Below are 23695 nucleotides of genomic sequence, written 5' to 3'. Positions count from 1 at the left end.
CTTTAAAATATCGGTAAAATTATAAAAATCTTTTTTCATAAAGATGCCATGAAGCAATTCCTACACCAATTACGGTAAACATACATACCAAACTCATGACGTAGGGATTATAATCCTCAAACAAACCTAATGTCTGAAATACCCTGATAATAGGGAAGTGGAAGATATAAATCCCGTAGGTAAAGTCTCCGTATTTTCCGAAATTATTCAGGAATTTGAAAGAGTAGGCAATATAAAGCACAATAATACTGATCATCATTGGGGAGAATAGTTTTATTTTAAAAATAAGATCTATCCACACCGTAATCATAGCGATGATAAAAAGTAAATTTTTATGTTTGATGAAAGTGTCAAAATTAAAATATAATAGCATTCCGCCGATGAAATAGCACAATGAACCGGGCAGCTGTCTCGAAATGGCTGCTTTTCCTGTCATTTCAAAATAATTAAGAAAGATCAGCGAAAGAAAATACAGTACAATAAGACTGGTATTTCTGTACCGGTTATTCTTTCCGAACAATAAAAACATCAGGGGAACAGCAATGTAAAAACACATTTCTATTTTAAGCGTCCACAAAGCTCCGTTCACGGCCTGATTTCCGAAAACTCCGGGAAGCCATGGCGCTTTAAAGTTCATGAACAATGAATTCCAGAACAAATATTTGTAGACCTGGGTATTGCTGAAATAGTCAGAGAAAGATAAAGTACTGACCAGGCTCAGAAGTATGGCACAAAGAAAAACAACCAACAGATAAGCGGGAACAATTCTGTTGAATCTTTTTTTGGCGTAGCTTTTAAGACTTGAAGACCTTTCATAGCTTCTTGCAATCAGGAAACCACTTACAATGAAAAATGAGAAAACGGCAACTTCTACAGGGCTGTGTTCTAAAATTTTAAGTGATGCAGATTGGCTTAGCGCTCCCAAATGTCCTACAAAGACAATGAAAGCTAGGAGAACACGGATGAAATCAAAATTATTTTTCGTTATATCCTGCATTTGCATTTTTTCTTACAAAAATAACTTTTTTAATAAAACAGAGGGGATTTCGCAGGTTCAATATTTGTTAAATAACAGGAATATTGAGTCTGAGTGTTTTAAAATATGTATAAATAATGAGCGATGAAATAATTTTTCATAAAAAATAGTAATATAAATCAAAAAAATTATAATTTTAGCGCTTGAAAAAATTGATCTATGAAGAAATTAGCATTACTATTTGCAGGTTTGTCATTGTTTGCCGCTACAGGATGTAGTAATGACAATGATACTGTCAGAGAAGCTCCTTTAGTTGGGACATGGCAACCGTTGAAAGAAGTAGTTACTACGGTGGAAACTGGTGAAGTTCCTGTTTCTAACACAATTACTTATACAGATTGTCAGAAAAAGACCAGATGGTGGTTCAGTGTTGATTCCAAAGGCGGGAAAACTACCTGGGGAGATACCGCTACACCGGGAGTGTGTGCTATTCTTTCCGATAAAAAATTCAATTATACCTATGATAAGGATTCAAAAACGGTTCAGATGAAGATTCAGGGAGTGGTAGAGCCGGAGGTGGCAAAAGTGGTTACGCTGGATGATACTACGCTTAATCTTGCTGTAAGAGAAGAGACACAGGATCCTACCGTATTCCAGACAAGAACGTATACGTTCAAAAGAGTGGTTCAATAATAGTATACTTCAGGATATAAAAACAAATCTCATCTTCGGATGGGATTTTTTTGTTGAGGATAGAATTGCAATTCATCATAAATTAAATTTCTATTTCCTTTAAAATCATTATTTTTGTGAATCTTCACTAAGAAGAAAAAAATATTCAATACTAAAGTCTAACATATAACATCTATATAAAGTGTTTTACGATCATCAGCAGATAGAAAAAAAGTGGCAGAAATACTGGGAGGAAAATCAAACCTATAAAACCTCTAACAATACAGATAAACCTAAGTTTTATGTACTCGACATGTTCCCGTACCCATCCGGAGCAGGACTTCACGTAGGTCACCCGCTGGGATATATTGCATCGGATATTTATGCGAGATACAAGAGACATCAGGGGTTTAATGTACTGCACCCGGTAGGATATGACAGCTTCGGACTTCCTGCTGAGCAGTATGCGATCCAGACTGGGCAACATCCGGCGATTACTACAGAACAAAATATCAACAGATACGAAGAGCAGCTAAGAAAAATCGGATTTTCATTCGACTGGAGCAGAGAAGTGAGAACTTCAGATGCATCGTATTATAAATGGACACAGTGGATCTTTATTCAGCTGTATCATTCATGGTATAATAAAAATACCGATAAGGCGGAATCAATCGATACCCTGATCAGTCATTTTGAAGAAAAAGGAACAGAAGGATTAAATGCCAATCAGAACGACGAATTAAATTTCACGGCAGAAGAATGGAAAAATGCTTCCGATCTTGATAAAGAAGATATATTATTAAACTACCGTCTTTCCTACAGAGCAGAAACTACCGTAAACTGGTGTCCTGCACTAGGTACCGTATTGGCAAATGATGAGGTAAAAGACGGAAAATCTGAAAGAGGAGGATTCCCAGTATTCCAGAAGAAAATGATGCAGTGGAGCATGAGAATTTCTGCTTACTCTGAAAGATTATTACAAGGATTAAATACATTAGACTGGCCGCAACCTTTGAAAGATTCTCAGGAATACTGGATCGGAAAATCTCAGGGAGCACAGGTTCAGTTTCAGGTAGAAGGTCATGACGAAATCGTTGAGGTATTTACAACAAGACCTGATACGATCTTTGGAGCTACTTTTATGGTATTGGCACCGGAAAATCCATTAGTAGATACTATTACTACCGATGCTCAAAAAGCTGAAGTAGATACTTATATTGAAGAGACTTCCAAAAAATCTGAAAGAGACAGAATGTCTGACGTGAAAAACGTGAGCGGAGCTTTCACCGGAAGTTATGCAGTCAATCCGTTCAGTGGAGAAAAAATGCCGATCTATATTTCAGATTATGTATTGATGGGGTATGGAACGGGAGCTGTAATGGCTGTTCCTGCACATGATGAGCGTGACCACAGATTTGCAAAGAAATTTAACCTTGACATTAAAAAGGTTGTAGAAACCGAAGAAGACGTTCAGGAAAAATCTTTTGATTCCAAAGATTCCGTTTGTGTAAACTCTGATTTCTTAAACGGATTGAGTTATAATGATGCGAAGTCAAAAATAATTGGAGAGATTGAAACGAAAGGAATCGGTCACGGAACTACAAACTACAGACAGCGTGATGCCATTTTCTCAAGACAGCGTTATTGGGGTGAACCCGTTCCTATATATTATAAGGATGGAATGCCTTACACGTTGCCAACTTCTGCTTTGCCATTGGAACTTCCTGAGGTTGAAAAATACTTGCCGACTGAAGACGGAGATCCACCATTAGGGAATGCAAAAGAATTTGCATGGGATGAAGCTAACCAGAAAGTGGTGGCTACAGATTTAATTGATGACAAAACAATTTTCCCGTTAGAATTATCTACAATGCCGGGATGGGCTGGAAGCTCATGGTATTTCCTTAGATATATGGATCCTAATGATGAAGAAACTTTTGTTAAAAAAGATTTAGCAGATTATTGGGGACAGGTAGACCTATATATAGGAGGTAGCGAACACGCAACCGGTCACTTGTTGTATTCCCGTTTCTGGAACATGTTCTTAAAAGACAGAGGATATATCAGCCATGATGAACCATTCCAGAAACTGATCAACCAGGGTATGATCTTAGGAATGAGTGCATTTGTGTATAGGATCGACGGGACTAATCAATATGTATCTAAAAACTTAGCAAGCGAATATCAGACTCAGCAGATCCACGTAGACGTATCCTTATTAAAAGGAACTTCTGACGAATTGGATACAGAAGCTTTCAAAGCCTGGAGACCTGATTATGCTGATGCAGAATTTATTTTAGAAGATGGAAAATACATCACAGACCGTGAAGTAGAAAAAATGTCCAAGTCTAAATATAACGTAGTAAATCCTGATGACATCTGTGAAGAATACGGAGCAGACGGATTAAGATTATATGAAATGTTCTTAGGTCCGCTGGAGCAATCCAAACCTTGGAATACTCAGGGATTAAGTGGAGTGTATGGTTTCCTTAAGAAATTCTGGAACCTTTATTTCAACGGTGATGTATTTGAAGTTTCTGACGAAGAACCTACAAAAGCAGAATATAAAGTTTTACATACCTTAATAAAGAAGGTAGTATATGATATTGAAAACTTCTCTTTCAATACTTCAGTATCATCTTTTATGATTGCTGTGAATGAACTTCAGAAATTAAAATGCAACAAACGCAATATTCTGGAACCTCTTGCCGTTATCATTTCTCCATATGCACCTCACATCTGCGAAGAATTGTGGAGTTTGTTAGGAAACGGTGAATCGATAGAATTTGAAAAATTCCCGGTATTAAATGAAGAATATTTAGTAGAAGATGAAATTGAATATCCGGTAAGCGTAAATGGTAAAATGAAGTTCAAAATTTCACTTTCTGCTCAATTATCTGCTAAGGAGGTGGAAGATTTGGTGATTTCAAATGAGAAAATGCAACAGATTTTGGAAGGAAAAACCCCTAAAAAAATCATTGTAGTCCCTCACCGTATTGTGAATATCGTAATTTAAAAAAAAATTAACATTGGGAAAATCAAAAAAATGGGTGTCTTATTTTTTTGATTTTTTAACCCAAATGTTAAATTTGGAAAAAATAAATAAAATAATTTAAAATAATTATTATTTCGAAATCGTATTAAAATTTCTTTATCAAAAAAAAGCAAAATGTTTAATTAAGACTCTTGCATTTTAATTAATTTTGCCTTTAATTTACACCCTGTAAAATTTTAAAACAATATAATTTAGTTAAATATGGAAATGAATGTTTCAAAAAATGATGAGCAAGTAGTTGCTAGAAAGGCAGGAGGTTTAAATCCAGCTGTTATTATTCCTATTCTATTTGCTATAGGAGTATGTATTTATTTATTCGTTCTTGGAAGCCCAGGAAACTTTAAAGATGCAGATAAACTAGGAGGTGGTTCTGTAGCTTTTTCAAGTGTTGAAGGAAAAGACATTCACCCAGAATCGTTCTTAGGTATTATCTACAAGGGAGGGGTTATCGTACCAATCTTGATTACTTTCATGATTACAGTAATCGTTTTCTCTATTGAAAGATATTTAATCTTAGGTAAAGCTGCTGGAAAAGGAAACTTAGACAATTTCGTAGTACAGGTAAGAAGCTTACTAAACCAAAACAAAATCGACGAAGCTATCGAAGAGTGTGACAGACAACAAGGTTCTGTAGGTAACGTAGTAAAAGAAGGTCTTACTACTTACAAAGCTCTTGCTCACGATACTACATTAAATAAAGAGCAGAAAATGGTAGCGCTTAACAAAGCTATCGAAGAAGCTACTACTCTTGAGATGCCAATGCTTGAGAAAAACATGATGATCCTTTCTACTTTAGGTACAGTTGCAACCCTAATCGCACTACTTGGAACGGTAATCGGGATGATCAAGGCATTCTTCGCATTAGGTTCAGGAGGTGGTACTCCGGATGCTGCTGCACTATCTACTGGTATCTCTGAAGCCTTGATCAACACGGCATTAGGTATTGGTACTTCTGCAATCGCTATTATCCTTTATAACTTCTTTACTTCTAAAATTGACGGATTAACTTATAAGATCGACGAAATCTCTATGAGTATCCAACAATCTTTCGCTGAATTCAACTAAGAATTAGCAAGAAATTTGCATTAGCAATTAAAAGAAGTTTAATTAAAAATATTTTATAATAATGGCGAGAGTCAAACCAAAAAGACATGGAGTAGTGACGGACATGACCGCAATGTGTGACGTTGCGTTCCTACTTCTTACGTTCTTTATCTTGACCACTCAGTTTAAAAAACCTGACGTGGAGCAGATCAAACCGCCATCTTCAATTTCGGAAAAATTGCTTCCTGATGCTAGTTTAATGACTATCAACGCTACTCCGGACGGAAAATTCTATTTCCAGCCAGTAGAAAATGCATCAGAAAGAGTTGCACTTTTAGATAAAATGGGACAAAAGTATGGGATTACTTTTGACAACAACCAAAAGGCAGCTTTCCAGAAAGTACAGGCAATTGGAGTTCCAATGAACCAACTAAAAGGTTATTTGGATATGCCTGCAGATGAGCAGAAAAATTATAAGAGTCCTACAGGTATTCCTATGGACAGTACAAATAAGCAATTAATTGATTGGGTAAAAGAAAGTTTGAGCGTTAACCCTGACTACAAGTTAGCTATTAAAGGTGACGTTACAACTCAATATCCTAAAGTTAAAGGTCTATTTGAGGGTTTAAGAGATATTGATTTTCTTAAATTTTGGTTGATTACATCACAAGAAGGTAAACCTAACGAATAATATCGATAGAAATGGCAGAAGTACAAGTACAAGAGAAAGGCGGCAAGGGCGGCAAGGTCCGTTCCAAAAAGCAGAGTACCAGAGTCGATATGACTCCGATGGTGGACTTGGGTTTTCTATTGATTACCTTCTTTATGTTCACAACTACATTCAGTAAACCGAATGTTATGGATTTGGGTCTTCCGGCTAAACCTAAAAAAGATCAGCCGAAACCCCCTCCAACAGAAATTAAACTTTCTAACTCAATTTCTATCCTATTAGGAAAAGACAACAGAGTTTTCTGGCACCAGCAGGATGCTACATCCTTGAATGACCAGACTCTTATGGAAACTACTCTTGATAGAACGGGAATTAGAAAAGTAATTGAGCAGGCAAAATCTAGAGCTGCAGATCAAGCGAAATTTACCGTGATCATTAAGCCAACTGACGATGCTGTATATAAGAACTTTGTTGATATTCTTGACGAAATGGCCATCACGAAAAGTGAGCAATACGGGGTTACTGACTTGAAACCTTGGGAGAAAGCCGTATATGACAAGAAAGTAGGAGGTGCTGCTGCACCAGCTGCTGCTACAAAGTAATTTAACCATAAAATTGTTATATCTAATCTATGGCAGATGAAAATGTATACGGTCAGAATCTTACTTTAGATGAGATCGTATTTGAAAATAGAAACAAGGAATATGGTGCCTATGATCTTAGACATCAGTATCCAAGACTTTTAACAAAGTCTTTTATCGTCGGAACAGCATTATTCCTTTTGGCAGCATTGTCTCCGTTCATCTATCTTACGATTAAAAATCTTACAGCTCCGCCTAAGCAAGAAGTAAAGGCAGATCTTGTAGATATTATCGAAGAAGATCCGATTATCGAGCAGCCTAAAGAAGAAGAACCACCTCCACCACCTCCACCTCCAAAAGAAGAGGAGAAAATTGAAGTGATTCAGAACGTAGTTCCTGAGCCTGTAAAAGCTCCGAAAATTGAAACTCCACCACCACCGATTTCTAAGCAGTTGGAAACTACAACTGGTTTGAATAATCAGGAGGGGGTAAAAGCTCCGGCTTATACACCACCGCCACCACCACCATCTACAGGTACTAAAGCTAGTACAGTAGAAGTGAAAGCGAATAACCCTAACGAAATCTACAAAGATGTAGACCAATCTGCAGAATATCCTGGAGGTATGGGTGCATTGAGAAAATTCTTAGGAGATAACTTCGATACTTCCCTAATGGAAGGAGGTGAAGGTACACTGAAAGCTAAGCTTAAGTTCGTTGTAGAAAAAGACGGTACTGTTTCCAACGTTACCATCGAAGAGAAATCTCCGAATGGCGACTTCAACAGTGAAGCAATGCGTGTAGTGAAGAAACTGAAAAAATGGACTCCTGCGAAGAGAAACGGGGAGAGCGTTAGATCTTACTATAGCGTACCATTTACTATGAACTTTGAATAATTAGACTTATTTATTCAAAATATAAATAAAAAGGGAGGCATATGCTTCCCTTTTTATTTTTTTTGTATTTTTGTTACATGATGTTCAATTGGTTATCCCTGGTTACGGGATTGTTTTATATCGTTTTAGGAATTGTAGTGATGATCTATAAATTCTTCTTTACCATTCTGGAACCTGCTATTGCCTATGCACTGGGAGTGGTGTTGATTATTTATGGTATTTTCAGAATCTATAGAGCAGTTTCTAAAATCAAAAGATCGAAAGATGAAGAATAGTTTCAAAGTTGCGCTTGTCTTCCTTATAGGATTCATGCTTGCAAGCTGCAAAAAAGAGGAGAAATCTCCTTCCTATCATAAAGGTAATCTTACGATTTTTACGGATGAATCCTTTCAAAGCGTTACAGAAGCATTAGCGGACGGGTATATGATGAATTATCCGGAAACCCACATCAAAGTGGAAACAAAAAAAGAAGACTTAGGTTTTCTTGATTTGCTGAACGGAAATGCCAAAATTGTGGTGATGTCTCGAAACCTTAATCCCGACGAAATAAAGACATTTGAAGCAAGAACAGATCTTAAATTTCTCCCTGCTAAATTTGCGGCGGATGCGGTCGTTTTTGTAGTCCCTAAAAACTCTCCAAAGGAAAGTATTTCAATGGAAGAAATCAGCAGTGGTCTTTTATCAGATAAAAAAGAATTTATTTTTGACGGAACCAATTCCAGTAATCTGAATTTTGTTGCTGAAAAATTTAAAAAACAGCCGAAAGACCTTCAATTTTCCATTATCCCGGGAAATAAGCAGATCATAGAGGAATTAGGGAAATATCCTGATAAAATAGGGGTTATAGGGCTTAATACTTTCAGCCGTCCTTATGATAAAACTTCTGAAGAACTTAGAAATATGGTAAAAGTTCTTCCTGTTGTAGAGAAAGGAGTTTCATATAACGCAGATCATGCTGGTCTTAGCACAATGAAATATCCTTTTACAAGGGTTCTTTATTTTCTTGCAAATGAAGGTAACTTCAATATCGCCAATGGGTTTATGAGATTTTCATGTACTCATTTAGGACAGAAAATCGTTCAGAAAGAAGGATTACAGCCTTATAATATCTACAAGAGAGAAGTGCAAATGCGTTAAAAATTATTAAACTCACAATTTCCCCCTATAGAAAATAGTATTTTGGTCTGAAAATTGTGTAGAATATAACTCAATTATTAGAAAATATAAAATGAAAGATATAATGAATATGAATGTAAAGAAGATTGCTTTTGGAGCAGCCGTGGTATTTTTTACCGGTTTTGCCTCTGCACAGACATTGCAGGATGGTATTAACAGTATAGACAGTGATAAATTTGCACAGGCAAAAACCAACTTCACTGAAATGATCGCTAAAGAGCCTACTGCTGAAAACTACTTCTATTTAGGAAATACTTTCTTAAAACAAGGAGAGCCTGATTATGCAAAGGCAACTGAAAGCTTCAACAAAGGATTGGCTGCTGACGGCAAAAGCTACCTTAACAAGATCGGTCTTGCGGCCGTTAAATTAGGTAAAGGAGATAAAAATGCGGTTGCTGAAATTCAAAAAGTAGTTGCTGATTCAAAAGAAAAAGACGCTGAAGTTTTATTCAGAGCTGCTGAAGCACTAACGTTATTCGAAAAGAACAGTTCTCCTGATATTGCTATTCAGTTCCTTACTAAAGCGATTGAAAAAGCTGAAAAGAAAGGAGTACCTGCTCATTACTATTATACCTTAGGAGATGCCTACAGATTGAAAAGAGCTCCGGGGGAGGCGATGTCTGCCTATGACAAAGCATTACCTTTAGCTAAAAATAAAGCTTCCGTTTATACAAGAATGGCTACTTTATGGATGGCTGCACAAGTATGGCAAAAAGCAAAAGAAAGCGTTGATAAAGCGATTGCTGTAGACCCTACTTATGCTCCGGCATATAAAGCATTGGCAGGTTATGACATCAGATACCAGCAAAATGCAAAAGCTACACAGGATCTTATCAACTATACAAAATATGCTGACGAAGATCCATATACTCAGTTAGAAATTGCTAAATTATATTTCACTAACGAAGATTATGCTAACTCTAAAACTGTTTTAGATAAGATTTTTGATAAAATTGAAGATCCTATCAAATTCAAATTAAGAGCTTACCAGTCTTATGCTGACAGAAATTACGCAGATGCAAAGCAGAATATGGATACTTTCGTTTCTCAGGCTGAGAAAACAAGAATTCAACCGGCTGACCAAGGTCTACAGGGGCTTATCGCTGCAGGATTAGCAAAAGATGAAAAAGATGCTGCTAAGAAAACGGCTTTAATGACTGAGGCACAGCAAAAAGTTGCGATTGCAAAAGCTGCGAAAGATGAAACCATGAAGTGGGATCTTGAATTGGCTAACATCGCAGGAGGTGGTGGTGCTTCTCAGGCAGAAGCGGATAAAGGACCTACTAACCCTACCATTGAAGGATTGAAGAAACAGGTAGCTGCTAATGCTCAGGACTCTGATGCATTATTTAAGTTAGCGACAGCTTATCAGGATGTTAAAAACTGGAACGGTGCAATTCTTACATGGCAGAAAATGTCAGCACTTCTTCCTGACTGGGCTCCGGCATATTACAGCCAGGGATATTCTTACCAACAGGCAGGAAACAACGATGCTGCAAAAATTGCTTACGAAAAATTCATCAGCACAGTAAAACCTGCTGATCAGGAAGCTAACAAGCAGACTCTTGCATACGCTTACTTTGCAGTAGCGTATATGAGCAAAGATTCTGATATGGCAAAAGCTAAAGATTATGTAGCAAAATCTTTACAGTTGGATCCTACTTACCAGGATGCTGTAAAATTGAATGCAGAAATCAACAAGTAATTTAAAATTTAAATTATAGATATTAAAACTTCCCATTCGTAATGTTTGGGGAGTTTTTATTTTAAACCTATCTTTGATTACATGAAAACTGATATACTTGCTTTTGGAGCACATCCTGACGATGTAGAGCTGGGATGTGGCGGAACTATTGCCAAAATGGTTTCTGAAGGAAAAAAATGTGTTGTGGTAGATCTTACTAGAGGAGAACTGGGGACCAGAGGTACAGATGAAACCAGAAAAGCAGAAGCGGCAGACGCTGCGAAGATCTTAGGGCTTTCTGCAAGAGAGAACCTGGGAATGAAAGATGGCTTTCTGGTGAATTCCGAAGAATACCAAATGAGGATCGTAAAAATGATTCGCAAATACAGGCCGGAAATCGTCTTAGCCAATGCAATTGATGATAGACATCCAGACCATGCAAAAGGAGCGAAATTAGTATCGGATGCGTGCTTTTTGTCCGGACTGAGAAAAATTGAGACTGTAGACGAGGGAGAAGCTCAGGAAGTGTGGAGACCGAAGCATATTTTCCATTATATTCAGTGGAAAGATATAAAACCGGAATTCGTTATTGACATTTCAGAATTCCTGGATAAGAAGATTGCTTCATGTATGGCTTATAAAACTCAATTTTATGACCCAACTTCTAAAGAACCCGAGACTCCGATTACCACAAAAGACTTTTTTGAGAGCTTAACTTACCGTGCTCAGGACTTAGGTCGATTATCGGGAGTTGCTTACGCTGAAGGCTTTACGTCAGAAAGATTAATTTCTTTGAAAAATTTTGACGGAATTGTTTGGTAGTTGAGGAAATTGTCCTATATTTGCACTCAGAAAACGGTGATTGTAGCTCAGTTGGTTAGAGCGTCGGATTGTGGTTCCGAAGGTCGGGGGTTCGAGACCCCTCATTCACCCAAAGAAAGTACATTTTTTGAAAGTGTACTTTTTTATTTTATATCTGTTTTAATTAAAAAGCTTTCTTCTTTTTTCTAATTTTCATAGTAGCTTTTTTCAACATCTCATTTCAATTCTTTGTGCCATACATGAAAAATGGTTTTCTTTACACCGTTTTAAACAAATTCCAGGGCCAGAGACCAAAAGCATTATATTTGATTAATTATCCATGAGATGATTCTCTTCAAACTATTTTGAACCCAAAACTAATAATATGAAAAATCTTTTTACAATCATCATTGTATTGTTCTCATTAAAATGCTATTCTCAATCGTATTACAAAAAACTATTTGATCAAAAGCATTATGATGTATCCATAGGTAATTCAGATAGTCCGGATCAGTTTGAGTTTGCCTGGGGAGTACCGGCCCATATGGAAGCATTGGTATTGATGTTTGAAAAAACAAAAGACCCAAAATACGCCAGAACCCTAATAAAGTGTATGGGAAACACTATTGATAGAAGGGATGATCTTAGAGATGCGGTGCCGAATTTAGATTCTATTTTTGATTATAGAGGAATTTCAGGTGCTGCATGGTCACATAATCACTACAATATACCTAAGATGGATTCAGGAGCTACTTATGCTTATGTAGTACATAGTGCTAATATACTATATCCTATGGCTAAGTTTGCAGCAATGGTAAAAGATGATTCTGCTATTCAAAATTTACAATATAATCTTGGAGGGCGTTATGATGGTAAAAATTTTAAGACTATTGCTACCGACCTTATACAAAAAATAAAAGAAACACTTATTTATCATGAAGGTCAATGGTATACAGGTCCTGGGAATATAGGATATTATAAAGAAAGGGACATCGCAAATGGTCATACTCCCCCAATAAATAATAGAGGAGTGATTCTGCCTTTTAATATGCTAAGTGCCATTGGAAGAGTCTTTGTACAAATGTATAAAGCAACAGATGATACGGTCTATCTTACAAAAGTGCGTCAACTATCTAATTTTATAAAATTAAATACCCAGCTCAACTCTAATCTGGGCTCAAATGTATGGCCATATTGGAACCATACAGATATAAAAGAAGATATTTCTCATGGTGGGCTCACTATGAGCTTTCCTTATGAGTGCAACAAATATAATATCAAAGAGGGCGGGATCCCTGTTTATACAGATTCGGATATACAGGCATATACTCATACTTTCACAAAAGATATTTATAGATCTCCTTTGTTGATCAATGGTCGAATAGGGGGGAATGCAATGTGGAATATCAAATATAATTCTAACGGCAGTTTAGCATATGATGATTATACGAGTTATATGTGGTTGTATCTGTCAAAAAAAGATAGTCCTTTATACCAGATGGTTGCAGATATACAGGCTGCCGAAAAATATTATTCCCATGTAATATCTGAATCTTCTTTAGCTTTGGCGCTTTTAGCCAGTTATGAAAATATGATTGTTCCTGTAAATACCGAACATAATTATGGAGAGGGTTCTGATTGGAGAGGAGTGGCGAAGGGAAATTTTGATGGCGGAAGCAGTGACCAATTTGTTGTCTTAAGAAACTTTGATGGCATGATGGGAACTATGAAACCTTATAATAAAGGGTTTACCTCTGTTACAAACAGTAGAGTGTGTGGTGGAGGGATCTACAATTGGAAGGGCTTGGCGGCAGGAGATTTTTTTGGTGATGGTAAAAGTGAGATCATTGCATTGAGTGATCACACTGATTTTAATAAAAACGGCTTTTATATTTTTAATATTGACAATAATCAAATTGTTGAACATTCAACGTTTACAGGATTTGGTGAAGATTCAAAATGGGCTGGAATTACTGCAGGGAACTTTATTAGCGGAGGTAAAGATGATTTTGTTGCTGTTAGAAATTATAATAAAGAGGTTAGGGTTTATAAGTTTAATGGAACAGACCCGGAACTGGTTTATTTTAACCAGCTCAATTTGCCGGTGAATTCTACAATCAAAGCAGTGGCATCAGGTAATCTTGATCAGGATACAAAAGACGAAATTGTGTTGCTTGTAGATGCAGATGATCATATGCAAAACGGAATATATGTTTATGATGTAGATGATAATGGGGTATTAACTTTGATTACTAAATCAATAGGATTTGGTTCTGCATCAAAATGGAAAGGGTTGGCTGTAGGAAATCTTGATGGGGAAGGAGTTGATGAAATTATTGCTCACAGAAATTTTGATGGAGATTATAAAGTATTTAAATCATATGGAAATTATTTGGCTGATCCTGCTACTGAAAAATTTCCCGCTGTACAGGTAAAGGACAATGTGATGTGTTTCGGGAATTTTGATCCAAGCTCCAAAAATGACGAACTGGTTACCCTTAGAAATGACGGTGGTATTGTAATGTTTTCTGCGGCAAATGTTATCAGCAGTGAGAATCATAGAAATAATATAGATAAAAATACTGATCCTTGTCAGAATGAGCTTCCTGATGAATTATTTAGTTTCCTGAAGTCAGCTTTCTCCCGTAAGGACAACCTGAGCGCTATAACTTCTATCAAAAAAGAGAATCAATAAAAAGATAGCATATTATTCAATAGAAACGGGCTTTAGTCCGTTTTTTTTATGCACCTATTCAAACGGCTTTAGCCTAAATTTTATCGGTCTGATCATTCTAAAACTTACCATTGGATGTGCTTTGTCAAACTTCTTTATTGATATTCGTCATAAAATCTCAAATTGATCCAATAGCACTGGAAAATTTCATTATCTTTAGTCCACACTAAGTTCAAATATGGAAATAAAGGTCACTGTAAAGCAGTTGGGGAAGAAACACCCTGTTCTCTCAGAACAAAAAATAGAAATCGCATACGAAGATTCCAATATCTCATTAGAAAATTTACTAAAGCTTATCGTTCAGCAGCAGGTGGATGCATTTAATGCAAAATCCTTTGAGTTGGAAGATGAAGATTATGCCAAAATTCCTCAGGATAGCTATCTGAATATTCTCACAGATACCGGTAAAGTAGATTTTGGAAGCATTTATAATCTAAAAAAAGCAGATGTCCAAAAAGCTCAGGAGAATGCAATACAGGCTTTTGAGGACGGGATGTTTGCGGTATTCTACAATGACGAACAGCTTGAAGACCTTACCCAAACCATAGATCTTAGCCTACAACACCCATTTACCTTTATCAGGCTTACTTTTCTCGCAGGAAGCTATTGGTAATTCAATGATGATACTAACAATTTAAAAACATGGAAATCACAAAAAAATTAGAATCGAAAAAACTAGTAAAGAATTTTTACGAAAAATTAAGGAAAGACCTGTTGGAACATGCAGAGCAGGGAGTACCCTCAACGCTTTTTCCGGATAGACCTATTCTTAAAAAAGAAGTAGCGGAATTAGGAAAACTACTGAAGGGCAAAGCCAACTATTTTGAAAGAACAAATTTAGGCTCTAAAGATGCTGAAAAGCTGAAAGAATATATTAAGCCTAATATCTGGGACGATCCCGACTATTATGATCTATTGATTTATTTATTTGGAGAAAATGCAGAGCTGGTAAAGTATGCATGGAATAAAATGCCTTACAAAATGTATCAGACCAGTTACTCCAGGCGGTCATTCAGAGCTCCGCATCATGAATATTATGGAGCACTCAATCAGATCAATTTTATCAGAGAATTAATGATATTCCCTTACATCTATTCTTATAACGGGAATGAGAGCTTTGACCTGACATTGGAAGAGCAGATTATTTATGATAACGAATTAACCCATAATTCAAGTCATTTTTATATTTGGTCGGCGGCGATAGATACAGGAAATACGGCCATTTATCAATTGATTGAAGATATTATATTCAACAAACACCCTGAGGGGAAAGTATCTCTAAATATTATTAAGGCTTTACTCAATAGTGAGCAGAAGAAATGTTGGGAGCTTGTGGAAAAACTTTTGCTGGCTGCTCAACGGCAGGAAGGTTTACGCCAGACCATACTGGAAGCTTTGGATGAAACAAGCATCGGGGCACTGGAGTATATGACGAAGGTCATTATTGAGCAGAAGCTTACCCGTTTTTCATCCGTAGTAAGAGCGATAGATACCTGGACAGGTCTAGGCTGGGAGGCAGAGAAAGAATCTGTAGTAAAAAATATTCTGTCATTGGCAGATCATTACTTTAAGAATCCGGAGGACATTCCGGGTGCCATAAAAAGTAAGAATAATAATGAAGTGTATATGGCACTTTGGGTGCAGGGAGTATGGGATGTTCAGAAAACAGTTCCTTATCTTCATGAGCTGTTTGATAATGGAGATGTGGAAAAGAAATGCCTGGCGATTAAATTTGCAATAGAAACGGCAGATCCTTACATTCAGATGCCACTGTATTATAAAGCAGTTTTGGAGGGTAATATTCAGGTGCTGGCCTTCGCCGGATACTCTATGTCTACCTTGTTAGGAGCTAACACAGATTCCAAATTCTATATCAATAACCCCGATTACCCGGACTTCTTTGAAAAACTGCATGCACTGACACTGAAAACAGAAGTAAAAGAGAAAAAATTTGAAGGAAAAATATTCTCCTGGCTGAATGCCACTTTTAAGAAAAGCGATCTGTATGCTTCCATGTTTTATCTGGTGGGAGAAGATCACCATAAACGGGATATAGTTCTGTCATATTTTGACCAGTTTGATCTTTCATTGCGGGAATTACTTACCCGAAATATTTTAGGAGAATTTTACTGCTATTCACTGTCCTACGGATTGGGGAAAAAGAACAAAAAAGCCACCGCTTTCCAGAAAGAATTTGCTTTTAAAATTTTAAAAGACAGGGGAGAGGCTTTAACTGCTTCGGGAATCAATGTTTTGATGCAGGATCCTTTAAATAAAGAAGAAGTAATAGCCTTCTTTGATCTCTTCAAAAGAAAAGGGGGTGTGCTTCGTAAAAAGCTCATAGAACTGGTGATCGCACAGGAAGATGGTGTTATTACTCCATTAGTTGATGAGCTGATAGGAAAAGGTGATCTGGAGCAGCGTGCCGCATCATTGGATATTATGCTTCAGCTTCAGAAGGATAAAAGAGTTTCTTCTCAGATTACCGGTTGGACACAACTGTACTCGGAAAGATCCAAAATATCAGAAAGAGAGCAAGGTTTGCTGGATCAGATTAATCCATCCGGGAACCAGGCTATACTTTCCGAAGAAAACGGATATGGCTTTTATAACCCTGCGGTCATTTCAAAATATGAACTGCCAAAAGTAGAAAAAGATTCAGTATATGCTCAGGCTACTAAAAATGATAAATATGGATTCACAAAACCTATAGAACATATCAAAGCCGAACTCAATAAACTCAATGATCTGTTTCTGCAAAATAAAGACTATGAATATGAGTCGGAAGACTGGAATAATGCTGTAACAACAGTCCTGATGGGGAATGAATTCCGCCAGATAAAGAGAAATACGGAAGGCTTCACACCTGAACAACTGGCAGAAAACTATCCGTTGCATGAGGTTTGGGAACAATGGTATACAGATTCCGGATGGCAGCCAAGAGATTTATTTCTGGTAACCTTCATTGAGAACTGTGATCGGAAAAAATTCAGAGACTTTCTGGAGGACTATGTGTTTTATCATAAAGATAGCATACCTAATCCAATAAAGGGTGGATATTATTGGAATAATCCGATCCATTCTATTCTGTACTCATTACAATATAAATTTGTATTCGAAGAAAAAACAGATTTTTTAATAGAGGCATGCAGTACATTATTTGCTAATCTTCCCGAAGATATTATCAACTATAAAGGAAAAGACAATAAAGACTATTACTATCAGAATAATAGAGGGAATGGCTGGCAGGAGCTGGGCTTTTTTGATGTGTTTTTAAGAGGAATTCCTTTAAAGAAACTTACCGATGAACAGCATCGTAAGCAATGGAACTTATACCGATGGATGCAGTACAATGGGCTGGAGGAATCTGTAGAGGTTACTGTTCCGCCTTTCTATTTATTTTGTAAAGCTTACGAACTGAATATGATTACCAAAGAAGAGCTTTACGAAGGAATCCTTACTGCCGATTCAGCGATCAGGGATCTTACAAGAGGTAAACTAATCAATGGCAATGAAAACATTCTCGAAGAATTTCCTTTTCTAAAACCTATGATTGATGAAATACGGGATAAATTCCTTGATGTAGAACTCATTCGTGGGGACGCCAATACTGCAGTTTCACATTTTGTGCAGGAATTCCAGACAATATATGGAATCCATCGTTTTGCTCAGATTCTGAAAGGTTTAGGCAAATCAGGGCTGTATGCCAATTATATTTATGCTTATGGGAATGAGAATATGACTAAGCAGAAGCTTTTCTCCAAGCTCATTTCGGACTGCTATCCTTTAGCAAGTGATACCCAGAAGGTATTTGATGAAATCATGAAGAAAGAAAAAATTTCTGAGCTTCGTTTGATTCAGGCAGCAGTATATGCACCACAGTGGCAGCCATTGGTGAGTAAGTATTTAGGTTGGAAAGGTCTGGATTCTGCAATTTGGTGGATGCATGCCCATACTAAAACCGGAGCTTATGAGGCGCAGAATGCTAAACTGGAAAGTGAGGTGGCCAAATATTCATCCGTAGATATTCAGGAGTTTAAAGATGGAGCTGTAGATAAAGACTGGTTTACAAAAGCGTATAAAGAATTGGGTAAAGCCCGTTGGGAAATGTTGTATGAATCTGCAAAATATATTTCAGACGGAAATGGACACCGAAGAGCAAGGCTGTATTCCGATACCTTATCCGGAAGTTTAAAAATCAAAGAAGTTACGGCCAAAGTAAAAGACAAGCGTGATCAGGATTATCTTCGCGTTTACGGACTTGTTCCGCTCAGCAAAGCCAATCCGGAGAAAGATGTATTGAGCCGGTATGAGTATATTCAGCAGTTCAAAAAAGAAAGCAAGGAGTTTGGTTCTATGAAGCAGGCTAGTGAAGCGCTGGCAATCCGTGTAGCATTGGAAAATTTAGCCCGTAATGCCGGCTATCCTGATCCTGTAAGGCTGACCTGGGCTATGGAAACCAAACAGATTCAAGGGCTTTTGTCAAAAGATACTCAGGTAACCATCGATGGAGTGACGGTAGGATTAATCATAGAAGATAGCGGAAAAGCTGAGCTTGTCGTGTTCAGAGATGATAAACAGTTGAAATCTATCCCTCCGAAAATTAAAAAAGATAAAGCTGTTTTGGAATTGGGGAACAACCGTAAGATCATGCGTGAACAATGGACCCGTTCAAGAAAAGGACTGGAAGAAGCCATGATCAGAGGAGATGAATTTTTCTTAAAAGAAATCAAAACCCTTTTTGAGCACCCTGTTATTGTAAAACATTTAGAGAAGCTGGTATTTATTTCTAATGATCATAAGATAGGTTTCTATCATGACGGCAGCCTTGTCAATGCCCATGGTGAGATTCAGGAATTGAATGAAGAGACTACATTGCGTATTGCCCATTGTGTCGATCTGCATGAACATTCTGTATGGAGCGATTATCAGCATTATTGCTTTAAGGAAAAGCTTATTCAGCCGTTTAAACAGATATTCAGGGAACTGTATGTGCCTACTCCCGACGAATTGAAGGAAAAATCTGTTTCCAGACGATATGCAGGACATCAGATCCAGCCTAAGAAAACACTGGCACTCCTTAAAACAAGAGGCTGGAAGGTAGACTATGAAGAAGGTTTACAAAAGGTGTATCATAAAGAAGGCTTCCAGGTGAAACTGTATGCAATGGCAGATTGGTTCTCACCGGCCGATATAGAAAGTCCAACTTTAGAAACTATAGAATTTCATTCATTAAAAGATTATAAAAATATTCCTTTTGAAGAGATCAATCCAAGATTATTCTCTGAGGTGATGCGTGATGTAGATCTGGTTGTATCTGTAGCTCATGTAGGAGCAGTAGATCCTGAAGCCAGTCATTCTTCTATCGAAATGAGAGCTGTATTGATGAAAGAAACTGCCCGTTTATTCAAGCTGGATAATGTAAAAATTGATGGTTCACATGTATTGGTGAAAGGTCAGTTGGCAGAATACAGCGTGCATTTGGGAAGTGCTGTTGTTCATCAGGTTCCGGGAAAATATTTGTCTATTCTTCCTGTTCACTCTCAGCACAGAGGAAGATTATTCCTTCCTTTTGCAGACGACGACCCGAAATCAGCTGAGGTATTATCCAAGGTACTATTACTGGCCAAAGATAACGAGATTCAGGATCCAACCATATTATCCCAGATCAAAAGGGAATATGTGTAAATAAAAATAAAAAGGTATGCTTTTCGGAAGTGTACCTTTTGTTTTTAGCCCACTTCAGGGCACAAAAAAAGCATCTTTTTCAGATGCTTGTGTTTTTAGATATTCTTTTTTTTAAACTTCGTCGTCAGAATCGATTGTGTAAGATCTGCTCTTGAAGTCTTTGTCATGTTTTTCTGAAATTACATCCTCACCCTTTTCATTAATGATGAAATCTGTGGACTCATTAAACATCTCCTGAAAACTTTTAAAATCTTCCTTGTAAAGGTAAATTTTATGCTTCTCGAATGTAGCTTCCCCATTCTCTCCGAAATTCTTCTTACTCTCAGTGATGGTAAGATAATAATCTCCTGCTTTCGTCTCGCGCACATCAAAGAAATAAGTTCTTCTCCCTGCTTTTAACACCTTAGTGAAAATCTCATTTTCATGGCGTTCCTTGTATTCACTCATTGTTAGATATTTTTTAATCTTGTTAAGAACAAATATAAAAGAATTCTTTTAATCACAAAATTTTTTTTATGATTTATTTAACAATTGAGAATGAAACAGCTAAGCGGTTACAGAATTAGCAATTTCGGTGAGGTTGATGATTTGGTCCGCTTTTTGAGCGCTAGACTCTCTGTGTGTGATGATTATGGATGTTGCATTACTGATTTTTCTGTCGATATTTTCCAGGATATTCTGTTCCGTTTCAGTATCTAAAGCAGACAGGGAATCGTCAAAAATGATGATATTAGGATCCTTAATAAGGGCTCTGGCGATACAGATTCTCTGCTTTTGCCCCCCCGAAAGCATAACCCCGCGTTCACCCACAAGTGTTTTATATTGCTCTTTAAATTCAACAATATTTTTGTGAACATCTGCAATCTGAGCGTACTCAATTACTTTTTCGTGCGACGGATGATCAATGGCAAAACCAATGTTATTTTCAATAGAATCAGAGAACAAGTAGCTTTCCTGAGGAATATATCCTATGAAGTTTCTGTAATTATCAAGATTGTGATCTTTCAGGTTTTTACCATCAATCAAAATCTCCCCCTCCGTAGGGTCTATCAGCCTGCATAATAATAAGGCAACCGTTGATTTTCCACTTCCGGTTTTTCCCATGATAGCCAAAGATTCCCCGGCTTTAATGGTAAAACTTAAATTATCCAGCGCTTTGATTCCTGTATTGGGATAAACATAAGATACATTTCGGAATTCAATATCTCCTTTAATAGGATAGGTCTCGAAGTTGGTATTGATGATCTCCGATTTTTTATCCATAAATTCATTGATCCTTTGCATGGAAGCTTCAGCCCTTTGATTGACGGATGTTACCCAGCCTACCATAGAAAACGGAAAGATCAGGGTATTGATATACATGAAGAAATCTGCAATCTTACCGATGCTTAGTTCTCCGGCAATATATTTCGTTCCTCCTATCCAGATAATAGCCACATTCAATAAACCAATAACGAACAGAATGATGGTAAAGAAATAAGCCTCCGTTTTGGCAAGATCTAAAGCCTTATTCTGATAATCCGTTACTTTGATTCCGTAGTTATTTTTAATATACTTTTCCCTTGCAAAAAATTTGACTACCCGAATTCCTGAGAAACTGTCCTGCACAAAAGTAGAAATAGCAGACTGGCTTTTCTGCATGATCTTCGACTTTTGATTGATAATAGAACTTACCTTATAAATAGCAAGAGATAAAATAGGAAGAGGTAATAAAGTCCATAACGTCATTGAAGCGTCTGTCTTTACCATATATATAGCAGTAATCAGAACAAGAACGATAAGGTTAGCCACATACATCACCCCTGGACCAAGATACATTCTTACCGCAACCACATCCTCGCTTAATCTGTTCATTAAATCTCCTATGGTGGTCTGCTTATAATCCGTTAAAGATAAATCCTGATAATGTCTGTAAATTTTATTTTTAAGTTCATATTCAATCCTTCTGGAAGCTACAATAATGGTCTGCCTCATCATAAAGGTGAAAAAGCCCGTCAGCAGAGAACAGCCAACAATAATTCCAACATAGATCAGAACCTGCTGATTGAAGCCTAAATTTCCGCTTTTGGTAAGCTCATCCACAGATTTTCCTACGAACTGAACTTTATATATATTGAAAAAATTACTGGCAATGATGAATAGTACCCCCCAAAACAAAAGTATTTTGTGTTTCCAAAAATAGGGGTTTAAGGTTTTTAGCGCTTTCATATAGTTGTACAAAATTACAAAAATGTCATCAGACTACGAATTTCATCAATTTTAAATTTTGTATCTTTGCACTCATTAAAAAGCTCTTTGAATGTTAGGAAGACGACAAATCCGTGAAAAAGTAGTACAGACAGTGTATTCATACTATCAGAATCCTGTTAAGTTTGATGTTTTAGAGAAAAACATGTTCGCTGGAATAGAGAAAATCTATTATCTCTATATCTATCAGCTTAATTTCCTGGTGAGCCTGAAAGAATTGGCAGAACACCAGATCGAAATTGGAAAGAACAAATATCTTAAAACAGATGCTGATATTAATCCTAACCAGAAATTCATCAACAACCAGGTATTGCTTAAGCTGGAAGAAAACCCGGAAAGATTATTCTTCACAGGCCAGCACAAGCAGCTGAAATGGGATATGCATGATGACTTACTGGTAAAAACTTTCCAAAGAATCACTGCCGGAAAACGTTATCAGGATTTCATGAAAGAAGAAGGCTATTCTTTTGAAGATGATCAGAAGTTTATCGGGAAATTATTTTTAAGATATATTGCTGAAAATGATGATTTCCATGACTATCTGGGAGATAAAGAACTTTCTTGGTATGATGATATTCATATTTCAAACTCCATGGTACAAAAAACAATCGGTTTCCTGAGAGAAGATGAAGAAAGCAGAACGCTGATCAAGATGATCAAAGATGAAGATGATAAAACTTTTGCCAGTAAACTGTTGAGAGATACCCTGAACAATTGGGAAAACAACGAGAAAAAGTTGGAAGAAAGATTGGAAAACTGGGATCTGGAAAGAGTTTCTCTAATGGATAAAGTCATTTTGTCGACCGCGATTGCAGAACTTGATAATTTTGCTTTCACCCCTTCAAGAGTCATTATTAATGAATATATTGAAATTGCAAAAGTATATGCTACAGACCGTTCCAATATCTTCATTAATGGTATTTTAGATAAATATTGTAAAGATCAAAATAGAATATAAAATGAAAAAGACGTTATCAATTATCGCCTTATCTATTATAGGTTTTGGGTTGGTTTCATGTAAGAAAGAAAACAAAGAAACCCAAAATGCTGAAACTGTAGCTACTGATTCTACAGCTGCAGGAACTCCAATGACTACTGACTCAGCGGTAAATCCTGTTGCTGCTCCAGCTGAAGCTGCTGCTCCGGTTTCCAACGAACCATCTACTTCCATTGCTTTGTCTGAAAGTAATTTCGATTTTGGAAAAATCAAAAAAGGAGATAAAGTAGAGCACATCTACGAAATCACCAATACTGGGAAAAACCCATTGATCATTTCTGAAGTAAAGCCTGGATGCGGATGTACAGCTCCTGACTTCACAAAAGAGCCGATCATGCCTGGTAAAAAAGGAAAAGTTACCCTTCATTTTGATTCTTCAAGCTTCGAAGGAAACGTACAGAAATATGCAGATGTTTTTGCCAACGTAGAAAAAGCTCCGATCAAATTAACTTTCACAGCGAATATTCAACCATAATT

General features: G+C 36.9%; 18 protein-coding genes and 1 tRNA gene. 16 read left to right on the top strand and 3 right to left on the bottom strand.

Annotated elements, in window-relative coordinates; translation table 11 throughout:
- Positions 1 to 19 precede the first annotated feature (19 nt).
- A complete protein-coding gene (locus AC106K_RS19995; protein ID WP_482447205.1) occupies positions 20 to 997 on the bottom strand; it encodes an acyltransferase family protein in 978 nt (325 codons plus the stop codon).
- A 198-nt stretch (positions 998 to 1195) separates the two neighbouring features.
- On the opposite strand from AC106K_RS19995, the gene AC106K_RS19990 reads away from it, so the two are divergent.
- The 14 genes from AC106K_RS19990 to AC106K_RS19925 all read left to right on the top strand — a co-directional run bounded on the left by AC106K_RS19990 (position 1196) and on the right by AC106K_RS19925 (position 19974).
- Entirely contained in the window at positions 1196 to 1669 is a 474-nt protein-coding gene (locus AC106K_RS19990; RefSeq protein ID WP_047098806.1) for a lipocalin family protein, read from the top strand.
- Positions 1670 to 1850: 181 nt separating this feature from the next.
- On the top strand, positions 1851 to 4664 hold the full coding sequence (leuS, locus tag AC106K_RS19985; RefSeq protein WP_482447204.1) for a leucine--tRNA ligase: 2814 nt from the start codon (positions 1851 to 1853) through the stop codon (positions 4662 to 4664).
- Between the two features lie 240 nt (positions 4665 to 4904).
- Complete coding sequence (locus tag AC106K_RS19980; protein WP_047098808.1) at positions 4905 to 5768, top strand: MotA/TolQ/ExbB proton channel family protein; 864 nt, start codon at positions 4905 to 4907, stop codon at positions 5766 to 5768.
- A gap of 61 nt (positions 5769 to 5829) precedes the next feature.
- A complete protein-coding gene (locus AC106K_RS19975; protein ID WP_047098809.1) occupies positions 5830 to 6438 on the top strand; it encodes an ExbD/TolR family protein in 609 nt (202 codons plus the stop codon).
- Between the two features lie 11 nt (positions 6439 to 6449).
- Positions 6450 to 7019 (top strand): ExbD/TolR family protein, encoded by a 570-nt coding sequence (locus AC106K_RS19970; RefSeq protein ID WP_482447203.1) that lies wholly within the window; start codon positions 6450 to 6452, stop codon positions 7017 to 7019.
- A gap of 29 nt (positions 7020 to 7048) precedes the next feature.
- A complete protein-coding gene (locus AC106K_RS19965; protein ID WP_047098811.1) occupies positions 7049 to 7891 on the top strand; it encodes an energy transducer TonB in 843 nt (280 codons plus the stop codon).
- Positions 7892 to 7968: 77 nt separating this feature from the next.
- On the top strand, positions 7969 to 8166 hold the full coding sequence (locus AC106K_RS19960) for a DUF308 domain-containing protein (RefSeq protein WP_185114447.1): 198 nt from the start codon (positions 7969 to 7971) through the stop codon (positions 8164 to 8166).
- Complete coding sequence (locus AC106K_RS19955; protein WP_482447202.1) at positions 8156 to 9028, top strand: PstS family phosphate ABC transporter substrate-binding protein; 873 nt, start codon at positions 8156 to 8158, stop codon at positions 9026 to 9028. The genes AC106K_RS19960 and AC106K_RS19955 overlap by 11 nt, the downstream gene beginning before the upstream one ends.
- 91 nt (positions 9029 to 9119) lie before the next feature.
- Complete coding sequence (locus tag AC106K_RS19950; protein WP_482447201.1) at positions 9120 to 10772, top strand: tetratricopeptide repeat protein; 1653 nt, start codon at positions 9120 to 9122, stop codon at positions 10770 to 10772.
- Positions 10773 to 10853: 81 nt separating this feature from the next.
- Positions 10854 to 11573 carry a bacillithiol biosynthesis deacetylase BshB1 gene (gene bshB1 / locus AC106K_RS19945; RefSeq protein WP_482447200.1) on the top strand — a complete coding sequence of 240 codons (720 nt, stop codon included), beginning with the start codon at positions 10854 to 10856 and terminating at the stop codon, positions 11571 to 11573.
- Between the two features lie 35 nt (positions 11574 to 11608).
- Positions 11609 to 11684, top strand: a tRNA-His gene (locus tag AC106K_RS19940).
- 253 nt (positions 11685 to 11937) lie between these two features.
- Positions 11938 to 14247, top strand: a complete 2310-nt coding sequence (locus AC106K_RS19935; RefSeq protein WP_482447199.1) for a hypothetical protein — start codon at positions 11938 to 11940, stop codon at positions 14245 to 14247.
- A gap of 217 nt (positions 14248 to 14464) precedes the next feature.
- Positions 14465 to 14899, top strand: a complete 435-nt coding sequence (locus AC106K_RS19930) for a hypothetical protein (protein WP_482447198.1) — start codon at positions 14465 to 14467, stop codon at positions 14897 to 14899.
- A 29-nt stretch (positions 14900 to 14928) separates the two neighbouring features.
- Positions 14929 to 19974, top strand: a complete 5046-nt coding sequence (locus AC106K_RS19925) for a DUF5724 domain-containing protein (protein WP_482447196.1) — start codon at positions 14929 to 14931, stop codon at positions 19972 to 19974.
- Positions 19975 to 20085: 111 nt separating this feature from the next.
- Here AC106K_RS19925 and AC106K_RS19920 read toward each other — a convergent pair whose 3' ends face one another.
- Positions 20086 to 20421, bottom strand: a complete 336-nt coding sequence (locus AC106K_RS19920; RefSeq protein ID WP_002976288.1) for a DUF3276 family protein — start codon at positions 20419 to 20421, stop codon at positions 20086 to 20088.
- Positions 20422 to 20520: 99 nt separating this feature from the next.
- Positions 20521 to 22182: an ABC transporter ATP-binding protein gene (locus AC106K_RS19915; RefSeq protein ID WP_482447195.1), complete on the bottom strand. Its 1662-nt coding sequence runs from the start codon at positions 22180 to 22182 to the stop codon at positions 20521 to 20523.
- Positions 22183 to 22273: 91 nt separating this feature from the next.
- On the opposite strand from AC106K_RS19915, the gene AC106K_RS19910 reads away from it, so the two are divergent.
- Both AC106K_RS19910 and AC106K_RS19905 read left to right on the top strand, forming a co-directional pair.
- Positions 22274 to 23179, top strand: coding sequence for a transcription antitermination protein NusB (locus tag AC106K_RS19910; protein WP_482447194.1), 906 nt, complete (start codon positions 22274 to 22276; stop codon positions 23177 to 23179).
- A 1-nt stretch (position 23180) separates the two neighbouring features.
- Positions 23181 to 23693: a DUF1573 domain-containing protein gene (locus tag AC106K_RS19905; RefSeq protein WP_482447193.1), complete on the top strand. Its 513-nt coding sequence runs from the start codon at positions 23181 to 23183 to the stop codon at positions 23691 to 23693.
- The last annotated feature ends 2 nt before the right edge of the window (positions 23694 to 23695 follow it).

Source organism: Chryseobacterium sp. FR048, assembly GCF_056844665.1.
This window is presented reverse-complemented; position numbering and strand designations above follow the sequence as displayed.